The 23338-nt window shown below is 58.5% G+C and carries 21 protein-coding genes; 6 read left to right on the forward strand and 15 right to left on the reverse strand.

All coding sequences use genetic code 11. The features are described 5' to 3' along the window. Window positions 1-6: 6 nt before the first annotated feature. From AC1DX3_RS15210 to AC1DX3_RS15255, 10 genes are read right to left on the reverse strand one after another with little or no spacing between them, the layout of a single operon-like run. Complete coding sequence (locus AC1DX3_RS15210) at window positions 7-1680, reverse strand: GspE/PulE family protein (protein WP_476990163.1); 1674 nt, start codon at window positions 1678-1680, stop codon at window positions 7-9. Continuing rightward, entirely contained in the window at window positions 1677-2420 is a 744-nt protein-coding gene (locus AC1DX3_RS15215) for a prepilin peptidase (RefSeq protein WP_476990164.1), read from the reverse strand. The genes AC1DX3_RS15210 and AC1DX3_RS15215 overlap by 4 nt, the downstream gene beginning before the upstream one ends. Further along, on the reverse strand, window positions 2417-2851 hold the full coding sequence (gene gspG / locus AC1DX3_RS15220) for a type II secretion system major pseudopilin GspG (RefSeq protein ID WP_476990165.1): 435 nt from the start codon (window positions 2849-2851) through the stop codon (window positions 2417-2419). The genes AC1DX3_RS15215 and gspG overlap by 4 nt, the downstream gene beginning before the upstream one ends. Further along, window positions 2824-3489 (reverse strand): hypothetical protein, encoded by a 666-nt coding sequence (locus tag AC1DX3_RS15225; protein ID WP_476990166.1) that lies wholly within the window; start codon window positions 3487-3489, stop codon window positions 2824-2826. Before AC1DX3_RS15225 ends, gspG begins: the two co-directional genes overlap by 28 nt. Next, window positions 3461-5389: a type II secretion system secretin GspD gene (gspD, locus tag AC1DX3_RS15230; RefSeq protein WP_476990167.1), complete on the reverse strand. Its 1929-nt coding sequence runs from the start codon at window positions 5387-5389 to the stop codon at window positions 3461-3463. Before gspD ends, AC1DX3_RS15225 begins: the two co-directional genes overlap by 29 nt. Next, window positions 5386-5853: a hypothetical protein gene (locus AC1DX3_RS15235; protein ID WP_476990168.1), complete on the reverse strand. Its 468-nt coding sequence runs from the start codon at window positions 5851-5853 to the stop codon at window positions 5386-5388. The genes gspD and AC1DX3_RS15235 overlap by 4 nt, the downstream gene beginning before the upstream one ends. Further along, window positions 5835-6365: a GspMb/PilO family protein gene (locus tag AC1DX3_RS15240; RefSeq protein WP_476990169.1), complete on the reverse strand. Its 531-nt coding sequence runs from the start codon at window positions 6363-6365 to the stop codon at window positions 5835-5837. Before AC1DX3_RS15240 ends, AC1DX3_RS15235 begins: the two co-directional genes overlap by 19 nt. After that, window positions 6362-7105 (reverse strand): hypothetical protein, encoded by a 744-nt coding sequence (locus AC1DX3_RS15245; protein ID WP_476990170.1) that lies wholly within the window; start codon window positions 7103-7105, stop codon window positions 6362-6364. The genes AC1DX3_RS15240 and AC1DX3_RS15245 overlap by 4 nt, the downstream gene beginning before the upstream one ends. Then, entirely contained in the window at window positions 7102-7644 is a 543-nt protein-coding gene (locus tag AC1DX3_RS15250; protein WP_476990171.1) for a prepilin-type N-terminal cleavage/methylation domain-containing protein, read from the reverse strand. Before AC1DX3_RS15250 ends, AC1DX3_RS15245 begins: the two co-directional genes overlap by 4 nt. Beyond that, window positions 7641-8003 (reverse strand): hypothetical protein, encoded by a 363-nt coding sequence (locus tag AC1DX3_RS15255; RefSeq protein WP_476990172.1) that lies wholly within the window; start codon window positions 8001-8003, stop codon window positions 7641-7643. The genes AC1DX3_RS15250 and AC1DX3_RS15255 overlap by 4 nt, the downstream gene beginning before the upstream one ends. Window positions 8004-8199: 196 nt before the next feature. Between AC1DX3_RS15255 and AC1DX3_RS15260 the strand changes: the two genes are divergently transcribed. Then, window positions 8200-8781 carry a hypothetical protein gene (locus tag AC1DX3_RS15260; RefSeq protein WP_476990173.1) on the forward strand — a complete coding sequence of 194 codons (582 nt, stop codon included), beginning with the start codon at window positions 8200-8202 and terminating at the stop codon, window positions 8779-8781. Window positions 8782-9393: 612 nt separating this feature from the next. Here AC1DX3_RS15260 and AC1DX3_RS15265 read toward each other — a convergent pair. Further along, complete coding sequence (locus AC1DX3_RS15265; RefSeq protein ID WP_476990174.1) at window positions 9394-9678, reverse strand: hypothetical protein; 285 nt, start codon at window positions 9676-9678, stop codon at window positions 9394-9396. Window positions 9679-9773: 95 nt separating this feature from the next. After that, window positions 9774-10526: an RHS repeat domain-containing protein gene (locus tag AC1DX3_RS15270; protein WP_476990175.1), complete on the reverse strand. Its 753-nt coding sequence runs from the start codon at window positions 10524-10526 to the stop codon at window positions 9774-9776. A gap of 553 nt (window positions 10527-11079) precedes the next feature. On the opposite strand from AC1DX3_RS15270, the gene AC1DX3_RS15275 reads away from it, so the two are divergent. From AC1DX3_RS15275 to AC1DX3_RS15285, 3 genes are read left to right on the forward strand one after another with little or no spacing between them, the layout of a single operon-like run. Next, window positions 11080-13284 (forward strand): hypothetical protein, encoded by a 2205-nt coding sequence (locus AC1DX3_RS15275; RefSeq protein ID WP_476990176.1) that lies wholly within the window; start codon window positions 11080-11082, stop codon window positions 13282-13284. A gap of 23 nt (window positions 13285-13307) precedes the next feature. After that, on the forward strand, window positions 13308-15719 hold the full coding sequence (locus tag AC1DX3_RS15280) for an RHS repeat-associated core domain-containing protein (RefSeq protein ID WP_476990177.1): 2412 nt from the start codon (window positions 13308-13310) through the stop codon (window positions 15717-15719). An 11-nt stretch (window positions 15720-15730) separates the two neighbouring features. Next, window positions 15731-16045 (forward strand): DUF6572 domain-containing protein, encoded by a 315-nt coding sequence (locus AC1DX3_RS15285; RefSeq protein ID WP_476990178.1) that lies wholly within the window; start codon window positions 15731-15733, stop codon window positions 16043-16045. 247 nt (window positions 16046-16292) lie between these two features. Here AC1DX3_RS15285 and AC1DX3_RS15290 read toward each other — a convergent pair whose 3' ends face one another. The 3 genes from AC1DX3_RS15290 to AC1DX3_RS15300 form a co-directional block, all read right to left on the reverse strand. After that, complete coding sequence (locus AC1DX3_RS15290) at window positions 16293-16805, reverse strand: IS30 family transposase (RefSeq protein ID WP_476990230.1); 513 nt, start codon at window positions 16803-16805, stop codon at window positions 16293-16295. A gap of 648 nt (window positions 16806-17453) precedes the next feature. Beyond that, on the reverse strand, window positions 17454-19043 hold the full coding sequence (locus AC1DX3_RS15295) for a cisplatin damage response ATP-dependent DNA ligase (RefSeq protein WP_476990179.1): 1590 nt from the start codon (window positions 19041-19043) through the stop codon (window positions 17454-17456). Between the two features lie 136 nt (window positions 19044-19179). After that, the gene (locus tag AC1DX3_RS15300) at window positions 19180-20184 is read right to left on the reverse strand and encodes a ligase-associated DNA damage response exonuclease (RefSeq protein ID WP_476990180.1); all 1005 of its coding nucleotides are present in this window, start codon (window positions 20182-20184) and stop codon (window positions 19180-19182) included. A 43-nt stretch (window positions 20185-20227) separates the two neighbouring features. Between AC1DX3_RS15300 and AC1DX3_RS15305 the strand changes: the two genes are divergently transcribed. Both AC1DX3_RS15305 and pdeM read left to right on the forward strand, forming a co-directional pair. After that, window positions 20228-22681: a ligase-associated DNA damage response DEXH box helicase gene (locus AC1DX3_RS15305; RefSeq protein WP_476990181.1), complete on the forward strand. Its 2454-nt coding sequence runs from the start codon at window positions 20228-20230 to the stop codon at window positions 22679-22681. After that, entirely contained in the window at window positions 22665-23330 is a 666-nt protein-coding gene (gene pdeM, locus AC1DX3_RS15310) for a ligase-associated DNA damage response endonuclease PdeM (RefSeq protein WP_476990182.1), read from the forward strand. The genes AC1DX3_RS15305 and pdeM overlap by 17 nt, the downstream gene beginning before the upstream one ends. Window positions 23331-23338 lie beyond the last annotated feature (8 nt).

The following is a 23338-nucleotide window of genomic DNA, read 5'->3' on the forward strand; positions in this document are numbered from 1 at the left end:
CTGGAATTAGTCATCGGCGATGATGGCGACCTCATCCAGGGTCGTTTGACCGCGTTCGATCTGGCGCACCCCCTCTTGTACCATGGTGGTCAGGCCGGCCGTACGGCCAAAGCTTTTCAGCGCTTCGAGATGAGCGCCGTCACCGACCAGACTGAGGAACTTCTCGTCCGCCCAAATGCCTTCGGCCAAGGCGATCCGGCCGGCATAGCCGATGCCGCGGCATTTGGGGCAGCCTTTGGCGATGAATTGCCGCGCCGGGACTGGTGTACCGGAGCGCTTGGAAAAGCTGACCAAGGATTCGTGGACGGGGATCTCAACCTTGCAGACTTCACAGAGTTTGCGCACCAGGCGCTGGGCCATGACACCCTTGATCGACGCGGCTAACTGGTAGGGCTCGATTCCCATGTCATGCAGGCGCGGCGCGACCGCCAGGGCGGTATTGGCGTGGACCGACGCCAGCACCAAGTGGCCCGTCATGGCGGCCTGCACCGCGACGGCGGCGGTTTCGGAATCACGGATTTCACCCACCAGAATGATGTCCGGATCCTGACGCAGGAAGGAACGCAGGCATGAGGCGAAGGTCAGGCCAATAACAGTCTGCACCTGCGTTTGAGAGACATGCTCAAAATAGCGCTCGACCGGATCTTCGACGCTGAGGATCTTCTTGCCGGAATTGCGGAAAGCGGCCAGTAGCGCATACAGGGTGGTCGTCTTGCCCGAACCTGTCGGCCCGGTAACCAGGAACAAACCGTGGGGCGCGCGAATAGCCTTTTCCAGCAGGGTTTCGATGTGATCGGGGAATTGCAGGGCGGCCATGGTCTGGGGCGCATTGGCGCGGTCGAGCAGACGTAGTACTGCGCCTTCACCGAAGACGGTTGGCGACGTGGCGACCCGGACGTCGACCGAACGGCCGGCATTAAGGAACGAGGCGCGGCCGTCCTGCGGCAAGCGGCGTTCACCGACATTAAGGTTGGCCAGCACCTTGATACGGGAAACGCACGGTCCGGTCAGATCGGAGGGCGCTGTGACATAGTCGATCAACCGGCCGTCGACGCGCAGCCGGACCAGCAGATCGTTGCGACGCGGCTCGAAATGGATGTCCGAGGCGCCACGTTCAACCGCTGCGGCGAAGGCCTGCGCCACCAGTTCGACGGCCTGCCCTTCGACGCTATGGTCCTCGACGAAGGCCAGGTCGCGTTCGACTCGGCGTTCGTCGAGAAAACTATCAGTCTGGATTTCGTAGTTGTCGGCGTCGAAGACGCGGCGCCAGTCACTGAGGCGCGCGACTTGGAGCACAATATCCCGCCCCGTCGCGAACCCCAAGCCCGCCCTCATCTCATCATCGAACGGATCGCAGGCAGCGCAGATCAGGCGGTCGCCATCGAGACGCAACGGCACGACCCGAACCTTGCGTAAAAATTCCTGGCCGAGCCCTAAATCCTTGATATCGACTTGGGGCGGCTCTTGATCAGGATGCCATATGGGAAGACCTGTCACTTCAGCATAGGCGAGCGCCAGGTCTTCATCCGACAGCAGACCCAGTTGATTGAGAACCTGTTCGATCGGTTGCTGGGTGCGGTCGGACAGGACACGCGCCCGGGCGATAGCTTCGGGCGTGACTTTGCCTATGGAAAGCAAATGATCGAGGACATCGTCGCGGATGATATCGAAACTCATCATACCAACCAGCCTTCCGGCACCAGAACGCCGATAATGAAGGCCGCGACCGCGATCATCGGCCCAAACGGAATGGCCCCCTTGCGCTTTTGCACGAGAACGACAGCGAGCCCTAGAATGGCAGCCACGGCGATCATCGCGGGGGTTCGCCAGGCCAGCCACAGGGCCAAGGCGGCCACGAGCTTGATATCCCCAAGTCCCAACATGGGTTTGGCATGACGGCGTTCGAGCCAAAGCTTCAGGCAGTACAGAACCGCGGCGGCAGTCACCGCGGCGATGATACCCGCCAAGAGATGGCCGCCGAGCAAAGCCAGGATCAGGGCGCAAGCGGCAATGGCCAAGGTCAACAGATCGGGCAAGCGAAAGGTCTTGAGATCGATTAGGGCCGAGACCAGCAACAGCAGACACAGAAGGCCGGTGACCACGGCTGCCTCGCCAGGCAGCATAACGAGCGGGACGGCCAAGGCTACTCCACCCAGGGCTTCGCCGACCATGTGAAAACTGTCGATGCGTGAACCACAGCGGCACTGACCGCGGACGATGGCATAGCCGACGAACGGTACGGTCTCGGCCCAGCTCAACTGCCGTGCGCAGCCGTCGCATTGCGACCGGCCCTTGATGGGATCGCGGGCAGTCGCCAGGCGCAGCGCCGCGGTAGCCGCGAATGAGCCGACGACCGCGCCAACACATAGGCCGGCGAACGCGCGAAATATCGTCATGTCCGGCGCGACGACATCGATCATTTCAGTGACGCCGTCACGTCCTGGTCAACGCCCTTGCCGCCGGTCTTGCCATCAGCCCCCAGCATGGTGACACTGGCGCCATCCGTCGTTGCGGTATAGACAATCGGATGTCCCCAAGGATCGTTGAGCGCCTTGTCGGACTTGAGGTACGGCCCGAGCCATCCCTCGGTACCCGGGTCGGAAACCAAGGCCTTTAACCCTTCGCTTTGCGTCGGATAGCGGCCGATATCGTCCTTGAACATCTCAAGCGATGTGGTGGTGGTGTCGAGTTGCAGGCCAGCCGTCTTGGCGCGTGCGCGCGCCAACTGTCCAAGCAGGGACGGCGTCAGCACGGCGGCGATCAGCGCGATGATGACGATGACCACCAGCATTTCGGTCAGGGTATAACCGTCGTCGGCGCGCCTTACGGCTGTCCGGTCAGTTGCGTGCATGACGGCATCTCTCCTAAGGCATAGTCTTCCTGCGACACTACCGCAAACAGGTGATTAGGATCACCTAAAAAACGCACTAGCCGCTCTTCCAGGCGGCCGCCAGTCACCGCTCGGATGCGCCAGACCTGCCCATCATGCCCGCCGGACATGGCGATCAGACCAACACCGTGCGGCAAATCGTGTTGCGGGTCGGCAAATCCATAATTTGAAAACAGGCTGCGCAGGCAATCATTCCTATCCGATCGAGCGGCCTGAGCGACAAAATCATTGCGCGATATGGCCGTATAGGACTTCAGTAGTTTTTCATCGAGGTCGGCGATCTTGGCCATGGGCCACTTGCGCCCTTCATATTCGGCGCGCAGAGTGACCGTCATATGTCCGTCGGGCACATCGACCGTTTCGACCTTGGTCAAGGTGGCGTCGCCTTGGGCCCGCACAATGTCCCCTGAAAAATGCAGGACGGCCGTATTGATGGCCTCCAGCTGTTGAGTGCGGAACACCTGGCGCTGGGCCTGTTTCTTTTCCGCCATGACCAAGCCAAGCGCGCCGGCGGACATTAACGACAGAGCTGCGCACAGCACGATGGCGGTCATGCTGGCATAGCCGCCGTCACTGTCCGGCGGGTGGCGGGGGCACATCATTGGCGGCCGTGGGCAGGACGAGATAGGCGCCAGTTTGCATCAGGTCCTTGAGGTCGGCGCCGAGATTGGCGGTCAAGGATGTATAGTCCGACGGGTCGCGCAGGATATGTGCCTGCAACAGGACGATCAGCTCGGTACGGCCGTTCGAATGGGTTTGGCCCTTGAAAAGACCGCCGACCAGCGGAATGTTCTTCAAACCTGGAATGCCATTATCGCTCAGGGAGTCGCTGGAGCTGATCAGGCCGCCCAAGGCCACAACGGTGCCTTCCGGCACTATCAGGCTTGAATCCATCTTGCGCTGATTGATGGTCGGTGAGTCGATGCCGGATGTCACCGTCTTGGCGACCGAGCTGACCTCCTGGCTGACATCGAGCAGGATACGATTATCGCTGGTGATGCGCGGCGTTACTTTCAACATGACGCCGGTGCTGCGATAATCGACCGTATTGATGACAGGCGCACCCGTGGTGTTGGTCGCCTGGGCAGATTGCGTGACAATCGGCACCTGATCGCCGACTTCCAAGGTCGCCGGTGAATTTTCGATCGTCGTGATCTTGGGCGCCGAGACGATCTTGACCTTGGATTGCGAACTGATCGCCGTAATGGCGGCCGAGATGTCAGTGCCGACGTAGCTGATGCTGAATCCGGGCGCAATCGTATTAAAGGCAGTGTTCTTGTCCGTGAAGTTGCTGACGGTGAGGTCGCCATGGGAGGCGATTTTCGACCAGTCGACACCGTAGTTCAGGTCTTTGCTGAGCGTGACTTCAAGGATCGATGCTTCGATAAATATCTGTGCCGGCTCATGGTCGATCTCGTTCAATACTTGTTGCAATCGGATCAAGGTGGCTTCCGGGGCATTGATGATGATCGAATTGGTGTCCTTGTCGGCAACGATGCGGGTGCCCTGATTGGAGCCGCTATCCGTGCCGGCGCCTGAAGAGGTGCCCGTATCTGTAGCCGTATTGGTCGAGGTCGTCCCGCCGGTAGCCGAGGGTTGCATGACGTCACCGCCATTACCCGCAACAGCGTTCAGGGTACGCACCAGGTTTTCCGCCGAACCGCCGCGGGGATGGTAGACCCAGACCTTGACCGATGTATCCTGCGACGGAACGTCCAACTTCTGGACCCAGCGGCCGACTTGATCCAAGACGTCCGATGAGCGTGAAAAGGCGAAAATGCCGTTCAACCGGCGCATCGGTGCTATCGCAACGCTGGATGTGCCGGACGCCTTTAACAGGTCCTGCAAATCGGTCGCCATGGTGACGGCGTTGGCGCTGTTCAGCGGATAGAAACGGATGCGGGCGTCGCTCAGCGTGCTCTGATCGAACAAGGCGATGGTCGTCATCGCGTTGTCGAGTTCTTCGGCCCGCCCGCCCAATAGGATCAAACCCAGACTGTCGGACGAATAGAGCACCATGTCGGATTTCGCGACCGTGCCCAGAGCCTTGGCAATTTCGGTTGCCGAGCCGTAATTGATCGGCACGGCGCGAATCTGGAAACCGATGCCCGAGGCCGGTCCCGAACTGGTCGTGACTTGGCCGCCGATGGTGGCCTGTTTGCGTGCCTTGAGGACGATGGTGTCACCGTCCTGGGTCATGACCACATCGTAATTGCTGAGAGCGGCTTCGAAGGCCGCCAGCAGCTGCGCCTTGGTCAGGCGCTGCTCGATGCTGAAATTCATCTTGCCGGTGACGCCGGGTTCAACCCGGTAAGCAACCCCAAGACTGCTGCCGAGAATTTCTTCGGCAACCTGGGAAATATCGGCATCCTTGAAGACAAAGGTATAGGTCTGCACGCCGGCAGCGGCCGGCGCGGCTAATACCGGCGCGGCTATCATGGGCAGGCTTGAGAGAATGAGAGCAAAAGCCCCCGCTTTCCACATCATCGGCGTCGTCATCCCCCACTACCGGGCGTCGCACTCGGCGCCGGGTCATTCATGCTCACAGTGCGTTCGCCCAGCGGCGTGTCGAATCGCGCGCTTCGGGCATCGGCATCGATCAGTTGCACATCACCGCTGATCTGGCCAGCACTGACCCACACGGGCGGTGCGCCATCAATCGACACCAGCACGGCTTTGCGGCCCGCGGAGATCGACACACCGAACAATTGGAAGGTCTTGTCCTTATAGGCGCCGGCACCCGTGGTCATGACGAAGATCGGTCTTTGCGTCAAAAGCGCGAAATCCTCGCTGTAGCCAACATTTTGCGACAGAGCCGACAGGCGCGGCCCTGCCTTGGCTGCAGTGGCCACGGCATCGAGTCGCGCATTGTCGCCATGTGTCGGGTCGACCACCAGCAAGACCAGCAGTCCCGCAGCCGCCATCGCCGCGCCGGTCCCCAGGATCAGCCTTGTTTTGTCCATCGGCAATAGAGCCGTCCTTCCAAATCGAGATCGACCGAACTGGTCTGGTTGCGCAGGCTCATCGTGTCGAGGAACAGGCGCGGCCGATAATGCGCCATAACCTCCAGACTGTTGATGGCCTGTTCGTAAGTGCCGCTGGCCTTGAGCGTCAGGGAATAACCCATCAATGGATGGCCCTCCCCCGTCTTGCCACTAGGCGAGATGTCGAGCGCCGTCACGGTCAGGCCGGTGTTCATCAGTGCCGAGGTCAGTTGGTTCTTGAAAGCGTCGTCTAGGGTGTTGGTGCACACACTGCCGAGCGGATAGACGCCGAGATCGCCTTCGGCCTTGTTGGCGGCCGCGATTACCGCCGCCTGTTGTTCCAGTGCGGCCAAGCGCTGATGACTGCCCGACGGCCGCGACAGAAAGAGTAGCGCGACCGCTACAACCAGCAAGCCGGCGGCGACGGCATAGGCTTCCTTCGGGATGTCGGAGAGTTGAAACGCGGATTTGGGGCGGCGGTCGTAGATCATGGCTGACCGTCTTCTTGGGCCGAGACCCACAGCCACACGCCCTTGCGCACCGGTTTCGACGACCGTTGCAGCGGCACGGTCGCGTCCTTGATCGGCGCATCGGTGCCGCGCGCCTCGATCGCCCAATAGCCCTTGTTCCAGTAGAAGGCGTCGATACGTGTCGCAGAATCGCGCTTCAAACTCAGCTGCTTCAGATCGCTCAGAGCATTATCGAGGGAGCGGTTGCCTAATCCCAATTCAGCCAAAGCTTCGGCGTCAGCCTTGGCGCGCGCCACGCCCTCGGCCTCATGCGCCTTGCGCTGCAACTGGTTTTCGACCTCGGTCAGCCGGTCGGCTTCAGCGCCACGGCGTTGCAGGGTGATAACACTCATGAGCAACAGACAGGCGACGGCGCCGCCGACGAGACCGATCCGCCAGATACGATCATTGGCCTGCGCCGCCTTTTGAACGGGTGACGGCATGTCGACGGTCAAGCGCTGGCCCTGGATGTCGATATCGAATTTAAGGCCCTGGCGGATATCCACGCCGCGCAGGTAGATAGCGACAAACTTGCCGTCCTGGCCCAATGCCCAGGGTTTGAGACGACGCACGACAATGCTGACGTCGTCGCCCGAAACCGGCGAGGTGTGCTGGGCTTCCAGCCGCGCCGCACGCGCCTGGTCCCATGGCCACGATGGCGGCGCAGTCACCAGGCGGGTGAAGGGCTTGAAGGTGCCGCGTTCAGTAGTCAGGTCATTCATTGGGAAGCGGCTTGGGAAGTTTCGGAAGAAGAATCGGCTTGGACGCGGCAGGTTCGCGAAATCATATCAAACTGACAGTTACGATTGTGTTCAACCGGTAATTTAATCACCGTGATATTATTTCCGTGACCGTCACGAACCAGAACAGCCTCCAGGCGCGGCGGTATCGCGTTTTCGATCGCGACCGGCGGCCACTGGGCGACTGTCGCGCCACTGCCGACATAAGCGAATTGCCGGTCTTCGCCGGCGTCGATAGCACAGTTCTGGCTTTTTGTTCCTGGATCGCAGGCAAAGCGCATCTTATGCGCGTCGCCGCTGAGATCATCGCCTTCGATTGGTTGCAAGGGTGTCAATTTGGTCGTTAGATCCGCTTGAAACGCTGCGTCCTTTTGCGCGGTCTGGCGTGCGTTGAGAACGCGTCGGTCCATATGGCTGACAAACCGGCTGGCCTCGAAAACCCCGGCCAGGGACAGGCTGACGATCAATAGCGCCATCAGCGCTTCGACCAGTGTAAAGCCGTCATCGTGGCGCTGTTTCATACGGTGGCCGCGCACCAGCGCGTCCCCGTCAGGCGATAGGTATGATGACGGTCCGCCCGCACGGCGCTGGCGCTCAACTGACAAAAGGTGATGTTGTTGAAGGTCTGCTTTTTGACCTGCACACGATAGGTGAAATCACCCGACCGACCATTATAGTCGCCCGTCACATGCGGGGTCGTCTCCATCACCGCGGTGAGAACGGCCTGTGCGCCCTTGGCGTCAGCCGCGGTTTGCGACAAGGTGCGCGAGATTTTGAGGGTCGCCAGGCATACCGTGATCATCAACGCGATGATGACGGTCCCGACCAGGGCGTCGACCATCATAAATCCCCCCTCGCCTTCGTCCCCCGTCTTACGCATCGCACTCACTCGGCCTTGGCGGATATTCGCCGTGTTCGCACAAATCCTTATCAGATCGCTTCCCAGCCAGCAATCATCTGTAGTAGAGTTAAGCGGGATGACGGATGTAAAGCCAGCGAAATTTGCAAAGTTAAAACGGCCGCTGGCGATCATTGGGTCTCTGGCGTTGCACGCGCTGTTGTTGACGGCGTTTGCAGTGACGACGACGCCTAATCTGGCCAATGTCACTGCCAAGGGCGATGGTGACGCCGTTACGGGCGTGCAGATCGATCTGGTCGGCGTTCACGACAGCTCGAACTCCAAGCCGGCCGTCGTCGTGCCGCCGGAAACCAAGCGCATGAACGACTTTATGCAAATGCTGGCGACGCCGACCATCGTTGTCGATACGGCCGTCACCAAGCCCAATCCGGCCAAGTCGATCAGCGAAGCCTTGGGTGAAAATCCGTTCGAGGCCAAGGCCGCCAAGACCAGCGAAGAGGGCCACGTCAAGATCGGCAATCAGAACTCCAAGACCATCAACGATCTGTGGAAGGCCATCGCACCGTGCTGGAATCGCATTGCCGACAAGAACAGTCTGGATGTGACCCTGGAGGTCAGTTTCTCGCCGATGGGCAATCTGTCGAAACCACCGATTATTCATCGTACCGCGGGTGTGACCCTGGATGATCGGGTCTTGCGGTCGGAGTCACAGGCGATCTCGGCTTTGGCGCAATGCGGGCCGTATTTGATGGCCTATGGGCAGGAGCATGTGCAGGTGAGTTTTCCAAGGAAGGGGTAGCATTCTTGGATTATATTCGACCAGCACACGCGAATAGCCTCAGTCCGCATTGTCTCTGTTATCTTTTCGTTCAAGAGCCACGAAATAACGATCAATAATTATAGCGCCGGTCCTTGCGCCTTCGGTTTCTGTCCACGCTTTTTCGGGCTGAGGGGAGAGGCCGGCGGTCGGCGGCCGGTGCCGTGGCATGCTTTAGCCTGCCGGGTGAGGAGTACTTTCTTCCGGCTGGTGGTTCCCAAAGTCATTCCGCTCTTAGCCTGTAAGCGGGCCACAACAACCAATAGGCTCTGCCGACCCCCCGCTAAATGGGTGGAAATGGGTGAACGAACGCCGATAGGCTCTTCCGACCCCCTGCTAAATGGGTGGAAATGGGTGAACGAACGCCAATAACAGGGTGTAAGTTCCCGTGTTCACCGCCCCGCCCCGCGAAATTACCCTCGAAATCCTCGATCTCGTCGCCGCCATCGACCCGTTTGAGGGGACCTGACGGGCCTCCAAGCCCCTCCCCGCGGAGCGTTTGGCGGCCTTAAGGAGTGCCACAGCCACCGCAGGCATAGCCGCATCAAGTTCCAGGTTTCGGCGTTGCGGGAAATGTTGAGCTAAGGACTGCGCTTAATCCCGGGTTACAATCACATGACCGGTAGCGGTATTGCCGTCACTGTCGTGGACGGTGAAGGTGATCGTCTGGCTGGAATGCGGCGTCGGCGTCACGGTCACATCGTCAACGGGTGTCACCACAGTGATCGTAGCGTTTGTCGTCGAAGTGCACTGCGCCGCCAGATCATCGACCGGAATGGTAAAGCTGAAGGTCGCATCGTCAGCTACGCCGGTGATCGGCATGGCAAGATCGCTGCACGTTAGCGGAGCATCGGTCTGCGCCGACGCGGCGGAAGCCATACAGGCTCCGGCGAGCAACCCGATGGCTAGCCCGATGGCTAGAATGAGAGAGCGCACATTTACCTCACAACGAAATAAAAGATTCAAACCGAATACTAACCGACGGTACCAAGAATCGTGCCGCCATTGTTGATGACCGTCACCGCATTGCCGTTTTTGCGAACGGCATTGCCGGCCACGCCGCGCACACCACCGGCACCGGTGCTTGTTGTTCCACTGATACCGGCGGCGCCAGCATTACCGCCCTTGCCTCCTGGAGGGCCACTGGAACCGCCGACACCCCCGCCGGCCGTTGTCCCGGCCGCGCCGTTGACCGCAGTGTCAGCCGCGCCGGCCGATCCCAGGCCGCCTGCACCATTGGGGAAACCGCCGCCGCCGCCGTCCCCGCCGACGCTGGGCGGTCCCATGGTGTATCCGCCGCCGCCGCCGCCGCCGCCGCCGCCTTTAACCGTGCCGGTGGCGCTGACGACAATCGTGATGGGGGCTTGAACGTTGATGGCATAGCCGCCGTTGGTGCCATTGGCGCCTGCGCCGCTATTGCTGCCCGCGCCGCCGGTGCCGCCGCCGCCATAGACATTGCCCATAACCAATAAGGTCAGAACAGCATCTGCCGGCCAGGTGCCGGTCTCGATACCTTTACCGCCGCCTGCGGTGCCGGTAATTGTGACACCCGCGTCGACCACAAAATAGTATCGCGCACCGGCGGTGCCGGTGTAACCCGCACTATTCGCCAGAGTACGCAGATTGTTGGACGAGGTCGCCGTTACCTGAATGGCGACAGTCTTGGTGGCTTCCGTTCGATTCCCGGCGGCATCGTAGGCATAGTCAATCTGGGTCGTGGGAAGCATGACCTGAATCACCCGGCCGAGGGCATCGTATCGGTATGCGGTGCTGGCTGCGAAGGCTTGATTGGCCGCAAGACCAGTTGCGGTCATGCATGTCATTGCTAGCGCACCCTTGAACAAACTGCGCCGCGTTGCGACAGATATTTGCGCCCGCTTTGAAGTCACGAAATTCCCCCTCTACAATCCGATGCTATCGCCAAAAATGTGAGCGATTTCCAATTTTAGCAAGAAATTTATTTTGTCATATAAATATCCAAATCGATCAAAGAGTTATCCTGTAACGCCGGTAGATGTGCACGCTTAGGCAGAAAAGGCGCCTTGTCAGTATCGGCATAAATATGCAAGGTCTGCTCGGCAATGGGGTGCTGCGCCAACGAACTGCCTGATCTAGGCACGGGATTTTGGCTGGGCAATCGGGGGGATTATGGTTCGTGAATATGGATTGCGAGATGGAAGTCCGCACTCATTGCGAGTAGCGCAACCGACGCACTTTTCTCACGCCATGGTCGGCAGATACCTATCGCACCTTTTCATCAATAAGATACTTGGAACTCGCATGTTTAAGGCAATAGGCGGTCGTGACTCCGGCAATATGTCTTTCCGTTTGGACTACGTCGTCAGCGCACTGGCGCTCCTATCTTTGGTTGGCGTACCGGTTGCGGCCCGTTCGGACGAGACCGTACCGCCACCGCCAACCAAGGTGCTGGATGCCAACCATGTCAACCTGATCTCGGGGGGACCGAGCCTGGATTTACCCGGAATTTCGACGGCGGGTATCGCGCAATCGGTGACGGAAGCCGGCCTGACCTACACCAGCGGCGTTACCGACTACCTTGACAATTTTGTTGGCTATGAATCGGATCGCGATCGTGATCCAACTTCATCCAATGCCCCAGGGAGGGATTCAATTGTTATCGGCGGAAAACGCCTTGTTTATGATGCCGATATATTTTTTGACAGCTGCAATTCTAATATCTGCACCTATTGGGACAAGGCGGGGGTAGCCTATCTGTTTGATCAAACACAATACACTAAGACATCGGACGCTTATGATGGGATCACTGGGAAGTTGGGCATGCTCGTCCAGATCAATAAACCAGATGGTGAGACTATAAAAATAACCCATATAACGGCAAGTTCTGTTTTTACTACCTCGGGGGGAAATAATAACCAACTTTATACTGTTCACAATGTCGCTATATACTACCCAATAAGCGTGGTGAGCTCCAATGGCTGGATGGTAAAATACGAGTATGATGATAAGACTTACAATCTAACGGGTAACCATCAGTTCTCCGCCAAATTTCCCAAAAAGATATATATTATCAATACGTCATATGACTATTGTGATGTCGCCGCCGCCAGTTGTACGTCCTCGAACGCTCCCGCTTGGCCTACTCTAAATATCGCTTACCCCGCGACCTATTCCGATGCGGCCAATGTCGCATTAGGTCAATTCTCGCCTACGGGGTCAACCTGGCCTTCCGGGCGTTACAACGCATATTCGTTCGCTATCTCGCACCGTGTGACGGACGCATATGTCGATGGCATGCATACCACCTACGCCTACAGTTGGCAGGACCAGTCGACTGGGATAGCGCCCTATATAATTACAGCCTCGCTGCCGGATGCTGCGACCTACTCAGTTCGTTCGGAGAAGGCCAATTATCAGGGAACGGAGAGTGGCCCTCTGAAGTACTTCTACCTAGACCAGATTTCTTCTTATACAGATAGCCTCGGCCGGGTCACGAAGTACGAATATAATGACGACAATACCGCTTATAGGGCAGACAACAGAACGATCAAACGTATTATCAGTCCAGAAGCAACCTATAATCAGACGACCTTGGCTCTCACCGGTGGCTACAGTGAATATACCTACGACGCCCGCCGCAATATCACCAGTGTTTCGCAATATCCGAAGAATGGCGGCGCGCCTCTGGTCACACAATATCATTACGAGACCGATTGTACCTCCGCGAACTACAAATACTGCAACAAGGTTGAGGCCGTTATCGATCCGAATGGAAAAGAGACGGACTACACCTACAGTCCTGTTCACGGAGCTGTTTTAACAGAAACTGGACCGGCTGTCTTCGATCCCCAGGCCCCCATCGATCAGGTCAATGGCCAACAGGTGCATCCTGAGACCCGATATGTCTATACGCAGCTGACGCCCTATATCAAGAACAGTGCTGGTGTTTTGGTCGCTTCAACGCCTGTGTGGCGCCTGACAAAAACGTCATCGTGCCGTAGCGCGACAGCGACCAATTCGGCATCGTGCGTAGGTACCGCCCTCGAAACCATCACGGATTTCGAATATAATTCACCCAACCTGCTCCTAACAAAGAAAACCGTGCGCTCAGGGACGGCAAATGTGACTCTGCCCTATTCCCCAACCAATCTTTGGGAGTCGACGACCAACACCTATGACTATGTTGGTGATGTGGTTGCGGTTGACGGTCCGCGTACAGACGTCGATGACAAGACCTATACTATCTACGATGTTCGCCGCCGTCCAGTGTATGAAATCGCTGCTGATCCGGATAGTTCCGGCAGTTTGAAGCGCGTGGTCCTCTATCACCATTACGATATCGATAGCCGCGAAGACCTGACGAAAACGGGCACGATTGACGCCATCGTTTTCGATACGTCGGGCCTGCCGACGGATGTTACAAATTTTGTTCCCACCAGCTTCGTACGCAAAACCTACGATACGACCACTGGCCTTCTTATCAAGACGGAGGTTGGACAGCCATGATTGCGCATAGGGGGAAGGGAGTCATGAAACACCTTGTCGTCGGTTTGGCCAGCTTGATCTTAGGGAGTTTGGCGCCTCAATTAGTCCAGGCAGTGGAGACGATTACCAGCGTCACCCAAGTGACCTACGACGCCAATCAACGGGTCAAATGCACCGTTGTTCGGATGAACCCGGGCGGCAACAACTTTGCTTCAGTTCCGGCGGACGCCTGTACGCTCGGTGCCGAAGGCAGCTACGGCCCGGATCGAATCACCAAGACGATCTATGACGACGCCAGCCAGGTGACGGAAATTGATCAGGCTTTCGGCACGTCGGCGCAACGCGCCTATGCCCGCTATACCTATTCGGATGACGGCTTGAAAACCTCCGAAATGGACGCCAAGGGCAACAAGACGATGTTCGTCTATGACGACTTCGATCGGTTGTCGCAGGTCCAATATCCCAGTACCACGGTCGGGTCGGGCGCTATCAACGCTGCTGACTATGAGCAGTTTAGCTACGATGCCAATGGTAACCGCATGGCATATCGTCATCGTAATAGCGCTACCATTGCCTACACATACGACGCCCTGAACCGCGAGACCCTGAAGGACATGCCGGTTTGGGCCGGCAATACGAACGGTACATCGAAAGATGTCTATACCGGTTACGATCTGCAAGGGCATGCCCTTTACGCCCGCTTTATCGGTTCCGCGCCGACCAATGCCGGCATCACCAATGCTTATGATGCGCTGGGGCGCTTGGTCACGACGACCGATGCCATCAGTCGGCCTATCATCTACGAATACAATCAAGCCAACGCGCGTACGAAAATGACCTTGCCGTACGTTCAGACTTCGAGCACGACCTATGACTATGAAACCTATAGCCTGGATAACGTGAACCGGCTTCTGTCGCTAAGCTATACCGCCGGCACGACAACCTCGGTCCTGTTCGGTCAGACCTATGACAACCTGGGGCGCCGCACCAATCTCTATCGCGGTGCGGCCGGTGCTTCAGGGGCGGTAGCGACGACGACCTATGGCTACGACAATCTCGGTCGGTTGACGAGCTTGAACAACGACCTCGCCGCAACCGCATATGACATCAACTGGACATTCTCGGCCTATAATCCAGCTTCCCAGATCGCGGGCTGGGACGCGTCGAGCATCAGCTATGACTACAAGGAAATCGCCAACTCTATCGACCCGCGCACCTATAATGGCCTGAACCAGGATTCTGGCATCGCCAGTCTGGCGGCGACGTGCGCGACGGCCGGGGCCGGTTATGATTGCAGCGGCAACCTCACTAGCGAAGGCACAAGTACGGGCGCACGCACCTTTACCTACGATGCCGAAAACCGTCTTCTGACCGCCACAGGGGGATCAGCCAACCTGACCCTGTCTTATGACCCGCTGGGGCGTCTGTATGTGAAGACATATGGCGCCACGACAGACACCTATCTCTATGACGGTGTCAATTTGATCGGTGAATATTCCAGCGGTGGTACGCAGCGCCGTCGTTATGTCTTCGGCGCAGGTACGGATGAGCCATTGGTATGGTTCGAGGGCCAGACCTCGGCCAGCCCTCGCTACCTGATCAGCAATTATCAAGGCAGCATCATCGCCTATACCAACAACACCGGCATGGTCCAGGAACTCTACAAATACGGCCCCTATGGCGAGCCGAAAAGTGCCAGCGATGCCGATTTGTGGTCGGGCAGCCGTTTTCGCTACACCGGCCAGGCGACTCTGCCGGAAGCTTATCTCTATTATTACAAGGCCCGTGTTTATGACCCAAAGTACGGAAGGTTCTTACAGACCGATCCCATTGGCAGCAAGGATGACCTGGACCTCTATGCATACACTGGTGGAGATCCGATCAATGGCACGGATCCGACTGGATTGCGGAACAAGCCGTGTGATTTAGGTTGCGGAATACGCGTGGGGTGGAACCGGTATTGGCGGGAAGTTGGGGAAAGACAGCAGTATGAGATTTACCACAACAAGGAGGCCCGTAACCCCAATATAGGCGACGCAATCACCTTTGTCGCACCAGAAGTTGGCTTTCCAATGAAAATGCTTGGGGAGGACCTTCAGGTAGCCGAGACGCCTCAAGTGCTTATCAACAAGGCGAATGGTGAGGCGTTTCAGGCGGAAGTGGTCGCTCAAAAGGCGCTAACAAACTCCAATGTGCAAACCGAGATTACAGTAGTCACTAAAAGTGGAGTCAAGACTCGACTAGATATTGTATCTACTGACGCAAATGGTAAGATCATTTGCACTGAATGCAAAGGGTCTGAAACTGCCCCCCTTACCCCGAACCAGACGCAGGGCTTTCCTGAAATTGCTGAGACTGGTGCGACTGTTGTGGGACGAGGCAAGCCTGGCTATCCCGCAGGTACACAAATACCACCTCAGACAGTTGAGGTAGTAAGAAAACAAACAGGATCTTGAGATTTAAAGCTATGACTATAGAAAATGTTGACGTTGTGGATGCGATTGGATTGAGTAATGATTCCGAAGATGTCGTATTGACAATATCGGACCATTTAAATTGGACCGGTAATCACCTTCTTATTCTGCAAGAAAAGATCAATACGTATTTGTCATTTGTAGAAAGTGGTCAAATTTACTTTTCTTACCCTTTGTCGAGAGGAAAAAAAATCGTAATAGAGGTCGTCTGCAAATATCCACCTGATGAAATTGGACTTTCTTTTTTTCAAAATGCAGCCTCAATAATTTCTTCGGCAGGTATGAGCCTCCGCCATAAGCATTTATGATGTTGGATGGGCATTTTGCATTTTGGGGACTGGACTGCACCCCTTAGGTGAGACCGAATAATTTCGGGGACAAGGCTCGCAACAAGGAGCCCAGATGAGAAAGATTCACGTTTTAACGACCGAGGCCAAGGAGGCGTTGGTTTTGCGCCTTGAGGCCGGAGAGGTCGTGTTGTCGCTGGCCAAAGAAGCCGGAGGATTTCCCGGAGGATTTCGGGATTTCGCGGGATTTCGCGGGGTAGATTCCAATTCAAAACGCAACACGGTCTTCTTTTCGGACCTCGTAAGGGGTTTTGAAGTCGAGGCATTTGCGGGGCCTATGGTTTAGATTTGCGACGGCCTTAGCAAGGTCTTTTTGCGTGACGACTTTAAAATCGCAGCCCTTTGGGAAGAACTGCCTGAGCAGACCGTTGGTGTTCTCGTTGGTTCCGCGCTGCCAGGCGGCATAGGGATCAGCGAAGAACACCTTGATGCCCGTGGTGATCTCAATGTCTTTGAACCTGGCGAACTCACTACCGTTGTCGAAGGTCATGGTTCGCCGCCATGTGCGGGGTAGCGGTCGCAACAACGACACGGCCTTGATGCTGAGGGCCGGCGCCTGTTTGGATTTCAGCTTTGCCGCCAGTAGAAAGCGGCTTTTACGCTCAACCAGAGTGACGACCGCGCCTCGGCCTTGCGCGCCCATCACCGTATCGCCTTCCCAATCACCAAAGCGCTTTCTGTCGCAGTCCTCTTTTGGGCGGTCGTGGATAGAGACACGTATTGTGTTTCACATACATCCGTTCTGAGGTAGTATATTATTTAAACACCCACTCATTCGTGCGGCAAAAACATCAACCTTTTCAACAAACCTCTCTGCGAATGAGTACCGGGTCTACTCATTCGCGGCACTGCCGGCATCACACAGACATCACATATTGCTGTAAACACCGGTTTCACCGTGGAATAACGCCACTACCCGTCACCCATCCATTCGCACTGGCCCTTTGGGCCCAGCGACAAGCAAGGCACCGGTGGGCAGCATGTCGCTGTCGGCATAATTAGCAAAGTGCATTTGGCCTCTGCATATCGGACTAAACCGGCAATCAATGGTCTTGTACCGATTTAATCACGCCCATGACGGTTGTCGCCGACGATGCGATCTTCACCCGGTACGGTCGACGACTTCGTAGCCGTATTTAGACGACGGGAACGAGGCAACTGTCATGGAGGTCGCGGAAGTCGGCGACGTGACCGGTAAACTAAAGCAACAATACTGGAGAAATATCGACTGCGCGAAGCAAAAACCGAGATGGTGCCTGTTATTGCTGCTGATACGCGAACCGACCATGACAGACTGGTTAGCCACGGACTGCAACCACCATTTCTTTCCGGACAAACAGGGAGTTGCCGCAAGGTGACGCCCTTTGTTTTAGCCTTCGCCTCCTGTCAGGAGGCTTTCCAGGGCGTCCAGGCGGTCGGCCTCATTGGCCGGCTTGTCCCAACGGATGCGGCTGATGCGCGGGAAGCGCAGGGCATAGCCCGACTTGTGCCGTTTTGAGCGATGGACGGCGTCGAAGGCGACCTCGAACACCAGCTCTTTTTTCACCTCACGCACGGGGCCGAAGGTGTTGGTCGTGTGGTGGCGCACCCACTTGTCGAGTTCCTTGAGCTCTGCGTCGGTAAAGCCAAAATAGGCCTTGCCGATCGGCAGGATTTCGTCGCCTTGCCACAGGCCGAAGGTGAAGTCGGAATAGAAGCTGGAGCGCTTGCCCGACCCACGTTGGGCATACATCAGTACCGCATCGACCAGTTTTGGATTGATCTTCCACTTGTACCATGGCCCGGTCGGGCGTCCGGCGACATAGGCTGAATCCCGGCGCTTCAACATCAGGCCCTCGATGACGGAGGCATTGTCGACGCTGGCGCGCAGTTCCTCCAGCTCGGTGAAGGCCGTGTAGGGCAGTTCCGGCGACATCCGGATGCCGTCGGGTTTGTAGTGGTCCAGCGCCGCCTGAAGCAGCGCGCGGCGAGCGGCATAGGACTGCTCGCGCACGTCTTCGCCCTCCAGCATCAGGACGTCATAGACGGTGATGCCGGCGGGATAGTCGGCGATCATCTTGGCCGACGGATTCTTGCGGCCCAGGCGCTGTTGCAGGTCGTTGAACGACCCCATCTCGTCACCGTGCTGGACCAGCAGCTCGCCGTCGAGCACGGCATGGAAGTTGAGATGGTCGAGCACATCGGGAAAGCTGTGGCTGATATTGTCGCCGGTGCGGGTAAAGACGGCGCGGCCGACGGCATTGTGGACCAACTGAACGCGGATGCCGTCATATTTCCACTCGGCGGCATAGGTATCCGGCACGATCAGACCGAAGTCCTTGGCCTCAAGCGCGTGGGCCAGCATGACCGGCGTAAAGGTCAGGCTTTCATGCACCTCAGGCCTTGGACCGCGGCCTTCCAGCCAGGCGAACAGGTTTTCATAGGGCGGGTCGAGGCCATGCCACAGGGTCTCGATCTCGCCGATCTCCTGGCCGCCGTATTTGGCCAGGACCTGTTTCAGCAGTCGCGCCGATACGCCGATGCGCAGCGATCCCGTGCCGATCTTGAGCAAGGCCCAGCGCTCCGGCGACGTCATGCGATCGAGCAGGCCGGCGACATAGTCAGGCATTTGCGCCTTCGGGGTATGGCGCAGCCCGTCGATCACCGCATGCAGGGTTGGCAGGTCGAGGTCGTTGGGCGGAACCGGCGGCGCCGGCCACAGGTGGGCGACGGTTTCCGACAGCTCGCCGACATAGTCGTAGCTCATGGCCAGAAGCGTCGGGTCGGTGCGGGCACGGATCAGGTCCAGCACCATGGCTCGCTTGAAATTGGGCAGGGACAGGCCATCGGCTATGACGGCGACGGCATAGCCGCGGTCCGGGTCGGGCGTCGCCTTGAAATAGTCGAGCAATAGGCGTTCCTTGCCCAGGGTCGAGGGCTCGAAATACAGACGTTCGAGAAGGCGCGAAAAGGCTTTCATATCAATGGTCCTTTAGAAGGACCATTGATATGAAAGCCTCTTTTTAAGCTCAAGCGCCGCATGGCTCCTCGCAACAGCTCGGGCGGGCGCTTGCCCGCTACCAACGGCGATGAGTGAAGTGTGATCGCCGTTGGTATCATTCGCTGTCGTCCTCATAGCCCAAGAGGTGCAGGGCCTGAGCCTTGAAGCCGTGTTGCTCGGCATAATAGATGAGGGCGTCTTCGCGGCCGTGGGTCACCCAAATTTCCGGCGCGCCAACATCGTCAAGCGTCTCGGTCAGCTCGGCCCAATCGCAATGGTCGGAGACCACCAGCGGCAGTTCGACGCCCTTCTGCTTGGCGCGGGCGCGTATGCGCATCCAGCCGGAAGCCGCCACCGTCAGCACGTCGGGCAGTCGCCGCGACCAGCGATCCTGCAAGGCCGACGGCGGGCATAGCACCACCTTGCCGGCCAGGGATTTGGCGTTTTCCGGCGTCACCGCTTCCCACGGCCCTAAGGCGATGCCGAAGGATTCGTAGAGCTCGCACAGCCGGATCATGGCGCCGTGGAGATAGATGGTCTCATTGTAACCGGCGGCGCGCAGGGCGCACATGATACGCTGGCATTTGCCTAACGCATAGACGCCGACCAGGTGGCAACGTTCGGGGAATTGCCGCAACGACGCCAGCAGTTTCTGGATTTCGTCCTCCAGCGGCGGGTGGATAAACACCGGAAGGGCAAAGGTGGCTTCGGTGACGAAGACATCGCACGATACCGGCTCGAACAGAACACAGGTAGGGTCGGCGCGGCGTTTATAGTCGCCGGAAAAGACGATGGTAGCACCGCCGTATTCCAACCGCGCCTGGGCCGAACCGAGGATATGGCCGGCCGGATGCAGGCTTAACCTGACGCCGCCAATATCGACGACCGCCCGGTACGGCAATGCGTGTTCCGTCGCCGCGTGGTCGTCGCCGTAACGCGCACGCATGATGGCCAGAGTTTCGGTCGTGGCATAGACGCTACCATGACCGGCGCGGGCATGGTCGGCATGGCCGTGGGTGACGACGGCGGTCGCGACTGGCTGCATCGGGTCGATGTAAAAATCGCCTGCCTTGCAATAGACGCCCTGAGGCCTCACCTCTATCCATTCGCGTGGATGCATTTCCACCTTTCGCTTTTATTATGGACCACCCTACACTCACAGAATGGCGACTATCCCAACGCAATTCCGGCAGTGGTTCGACCAGCAGGGCTGGAAGATCCTGCCGCATCAACGCGCCATGGTCGAACGTTACCAGGCGGGTCGGTCGACACTTTTGACGGCACCGACCGGCACCGGTAAAACCCTGGCCGGCTTCCTCGGCTCGCTGATCGATATCGACAAGACCAAGCCCGCCGGCCTGCACACGCTCTATATATCGCCGCTCAAAGCATTAAATTACGATATTGAACGCAATGTCACGGCGATCATCGAAACGCTGTCCTTGCCCGTCCGCGTCGAGAGCCGAACCGGCGACACCACCGCCTACCGCCGCAAACGCCAGCGCGCCAAACCGCCCAACATCCTGCTGACCACGCCGGAAAGCCTGATGCTGCTGCTGTCCTATCCGGAAGCGGCGCAGATGTTCGGCCAGATCGAAGCGGTGGTCATCGACGAAATCCACAGCGTCGCGGCGTCGAAACGCGGAGACCTGATCACGCTCGCCCTGGCCCAGATCGAGGCCTATCGCCCGGGTTTTCGCCGCATCGGCCTGTCGGCGACGGTGGCCGAACCCGACCTGTTTTGCCTGTGGTTGGGCGTGGCCGGCCAACCCGTCGAGCACCTCGACAGTCCCGCGGGAAAGCCGCCACAAGTGTCGATCCTGAAGACGAAAGAGCCCGTGCCCTATACCGGCTTCATGGCGCAGTTCGCCGTGCCGGAAATCCTGACCCAGATCGCCAAGGCCGGCAGCACCATCGTTTTCGTCAATACGCGCGCCCAGGCCGAGCTGCTATTCCAGTTCCTGTGGCAGGCCAATGACGACAACCTGCCGATCGCCATCTATCACGCGTCGCTGACCAAGGATCTGCGTGCCAAGACCCTGGCGGCCATGGCGGCCGGCAAGATCCACGCCCTGGTCGCTACCTCGGCTATCGAGCTGGGTATCGACTGGAGCGCCGTCGATGTCGTCATCCAGGTCGGAGCGCCGAAAGGGGTCAGCCGGCTGTTGCAACGCATCGGCCGCTCCAATCACCAGGTCAATGTGCCGTCGAAAGCCTTCCTGGTTCCCGCCAACCGCTTCGAAGTACTGGAATGCACCGCCGCCATGACGGCGATCGCGGCGCGCAAGCTGGACGGCGACCATCCCCTGCCCGGCTCTCAGGACGTCGCCATACAGTTCATCATGAACGCCGCCTGCTCGGCGCCGGCGACCATCCGCGGCCTCTACGACATCGTGCGCTCGTCGTGGTCATACAGCCGCCTCACCTTTCCCGCATTTGAGGAACTGTTCCGCTTTTGCGTCGACGGCGGCTATGTTCTGCGCAATTACGACCGCTGGCATCGCCTGGTCGAGGATGATGCCGGCCGCTGGACGGCGGCGAACAAGGCGGTCGTCCAGCGCCATCGCCAGAATATCGGCGTCATCATCGAGGCCGGCAAGCTCAAGGTCCGGCGGCGCCATGGCCGCGGCGGCAAATATCTCGGCGAGATCGAGGAATCGTTCGGCCAGTCGATGCGGCCAGGCGACACCTTTTATTTCGCCGGCGAGATCCTGGCCTTCGAGCGTATCTACGACATGACGCTCGAAGCCCGTGCCAGCGCCGCCAAGGAGCCACTGATCCCGTCCTATTCCGGCGGCCAGATGCCGTTGTCGACCTTCCTGGCCGAGGGTGTGCGCCGCTTGCTGCACAATGATGAGGCGTTGGCGTCGCTGCCGGCGCCGGTGCGGCATTGGCTGCAGCTTCAGGCGCGCTTTTCGCTGTTGCCCGACCAGAGAAGCCTGCTGATCGAAAGCTTTCCGCGCGGCGATCTCCACACCACGGTATTTTACACCTTCGAAGGCCGGCGCGCGAACCAGACGCTCGGCATGCTGGTCAGCCGGCGCATGGACCGGCGCAACCTGCATCCTTTAAGCTTTACCGTCACCGATTACGGCCTGGCCATCACCAGTCTGCAGGCCGTCACCGAAGAGACCATTTACGACCTGATGGCGCCGGATATCCTGGCCGATGAACTGGAAGAGTGGCTGGGCGAATCCCCCATGCTGAAACGCTCGTTCCGCCGCGTCGCCACGGTCGCAGGCATTGTCGAGCAGAACAACAATTCGGCGCGCAAGTCGTTGAAACAGGTGACCTTCAGCACCGACCTGATCTATGACGTCCTGCGCAAATACGAACCCAATCACGTCCTGCTGGCCCTGGCGCGCGCCGACGCGGAACGCGAACTGCTCGATCTCGACCGGCTGACCGACATGATCCTGAAATTTCAGAGCCATATCGAATTCCGCGAATTGCCGCGCCCCTCGCCTCTGTCCCTGCCCGTCATTCTCGACGTCAAGACCGAGCGGCTGCCGGGCGGCGGTATGGAGGCCCTGCTGCAACAGGACGCCCTGAAACTGACCGCCGATACCCTGATGGAAGCGGTGGAAGACGAGGTCGCGCATGGCGTCGTGGCTTGATATCCTCTTCGCCGGCCATGACATGGTGGTCGACGCCGACCTGGCCCTATGGTGGCCGGCGCGTGACGCCCTGATCGTGTCGGACCTGCACCTGGAAAAGTCGACCTTTTTGGCCCAGTTTGGTTCGGCCGTGGCGCCCTATGATACGCTCGATACCCTGCTGCGGCTGGAAACCCTGGTCGCGCGTTATCGTCCGAAATCGTTGATCCTGCTGGGCGACAGTTTCCATGACCGCGGCGCCTGGGCACGGCTGGAAAACGCGGCGCGGCGGCAATTGCAGGCTATCTGCGGCGGGGTCGAAACCTGCCACCTGATCGAAGGCAATCACGATCTCGGCCTGGCTCACGACGCCATGCTGAACTTCGCCGACGATGTGCGCATCGACAATATCGTCTTCCGCCATGAGCCGCATGACGACATCCTGCCCCAGGTCGTCGGGCATTACCACCCGAAGCTGCGGTTGTCGTTGCGCGGGCAGAGGCTGAGCGGCAAGTGTTTCGCCATGAACGGCCGGATGCTGATCATGCCGGCCTTCGGCAGCTTCACCGGCGGGCTGGACTTGAGAGACGAGGCGTTCGTCAGGCTGGGCGGCGACGATCCATTGCGGGCGTTTTTGGTGTATCGCCAGACCGTCGTGGCGGTGGGATAACGGGCTTA

Source organism: Asticcacaulis sp. P2_B1 (genome assembly GCF_056404915.1).

Bases quoted from the DNA above. Each gene is read 5' to 3' on its own strand.
- AC1DX3_RS15285 (WP_476990178.1), top strand. From the start codon at position 15,731: ATGACTATAGAAAATGTTGACGTTGTGGATGCGATTGGATTGAGTAAT.
- AC1DX3_RS15250 (WP_476990171.1), bottom strand. From the start codon at position 7,644: ATGAAACAGCGCCACGATGACGGCTTTACACTGGTCGAAGCGCTGATG.
- AC1DX3_RS15305 (WP_476990181.1), top strand. From the start codon at position 20,228: ATGGCGACTATCCCAACGCAATTCCGGCAGTGGTTCGACCAGCAGGGC.
- gspD (WP_476990167.1), bottom strand. From the start codon at position 5,389: ATGACGACGCCGATGATGTGGAAAGCGGGGGCTTTTGCTCTCATTCTC.
- AC1DX3_RS15270 (WP_476990175.1), bottom strand. From the start codon at position 10,526: ATGCTTCCCACGACCCAGATTGACTATGCCTACGATGCCGCCGGGAAT.
- AC1DX3_RS15215 (WP_476990164.1), bottom strand. From the start codon at position 2,420: ATGATCGATGTCGTCGCGCCGGACATGACGATATTTCGCGCGTTCGCC.
- AC1DX3_RS15265 (WP_476990174.1), bottom strand. From the start codon at position 9,678: ATGGCTTCCGCCGCGTCGGCGCAGACCGATGCTCCGCTAACGTGCAGC.
- AC1DX3_RS15295 (WP_476990179.1), bottom strand. From the start codon at position 19,043: ATGAAAGCCTTTTCGCGCCTTCTCGAACGTCTGTATTTCGAGCCCTCG.
- AC1DX3_RS15225 (WP_476990166.1), bottom strand. From the start codon at position 3,489: ATGTGCCCCCGCCACCCGCCGGACAGTGACGGCGGCTATGCCAGCATG.
- pdeM (WP_476990182.1), top strand. From the start codon at position 22,665: ATGGCGTCGTGGCTTGATATCCTCTTCGCCGGCCATGACATGGTGGTC.
- AC1DX3_RS15275 (WP_476990176.1), top strand. From the start codon at position 11,080: ATGTTTAAGGCAATAGGCGGTCGTGACTCCGGCAATATGTCTTTCCGT.
- AC1DX3_RS15255 (WP_476990172.1), bottom strand. From the start codon at position 8,003: ATGCGTAAGACGGGGGACGAAGGCGAGGGGGGATTTATGATGGTCGAC.
- AC1DX3_RS15300 (WP_476990180.1), bottom strand. From the start codon at position 20,184: ATGCATCCACGCGAATGGATAGAGGTGAGGCCTCAGGGCGTCTATTGC.
- AC1DX3_RS15245 (WP_476990170.1), bottom strand. From the start codon at position 7,105: ATGAATGACCTGACTACTGAACGCGGCACCTTCAAGCCCTTCACCCGC.
- AC1DX3_RS15210 (WP_476990163.1), bottom strand. From the start codon at position 1,680: ATGATGAGTTTCGATATCATCCGCGACGATGTCCTCGATCATTTGCTT.
- AC1DX3_RS15235 (WP_476990168.1), bottom strand. From the start codon at position 5,853: ATGGACAAAACAAGGCTGATCCTGGGGACCGGCGCGGCGATGGCGGCT.
- AC1DX3_RS15240 (WP_476990169.1), bottom strand. From the start codon at position 6,365: ATGATCTACGACCGCCGCCCCAAATCCGCGTTTCAACTCTCCGACATC.
- gspG (WP_476990165.1), bottom strand. From the start codon at position 2,851: ATGCACGCAACTGACCGGACAGCCGTAAGGCGCGCCGACGACGGTTAT.
- AC1DX3_RS15280 (WP_476990177.1), top strand. From the start codon at position 13,308: ATGAAACACCTTGTCGTCGGTTTGGCCAGCTTGATCTTAGGGAGTTTG.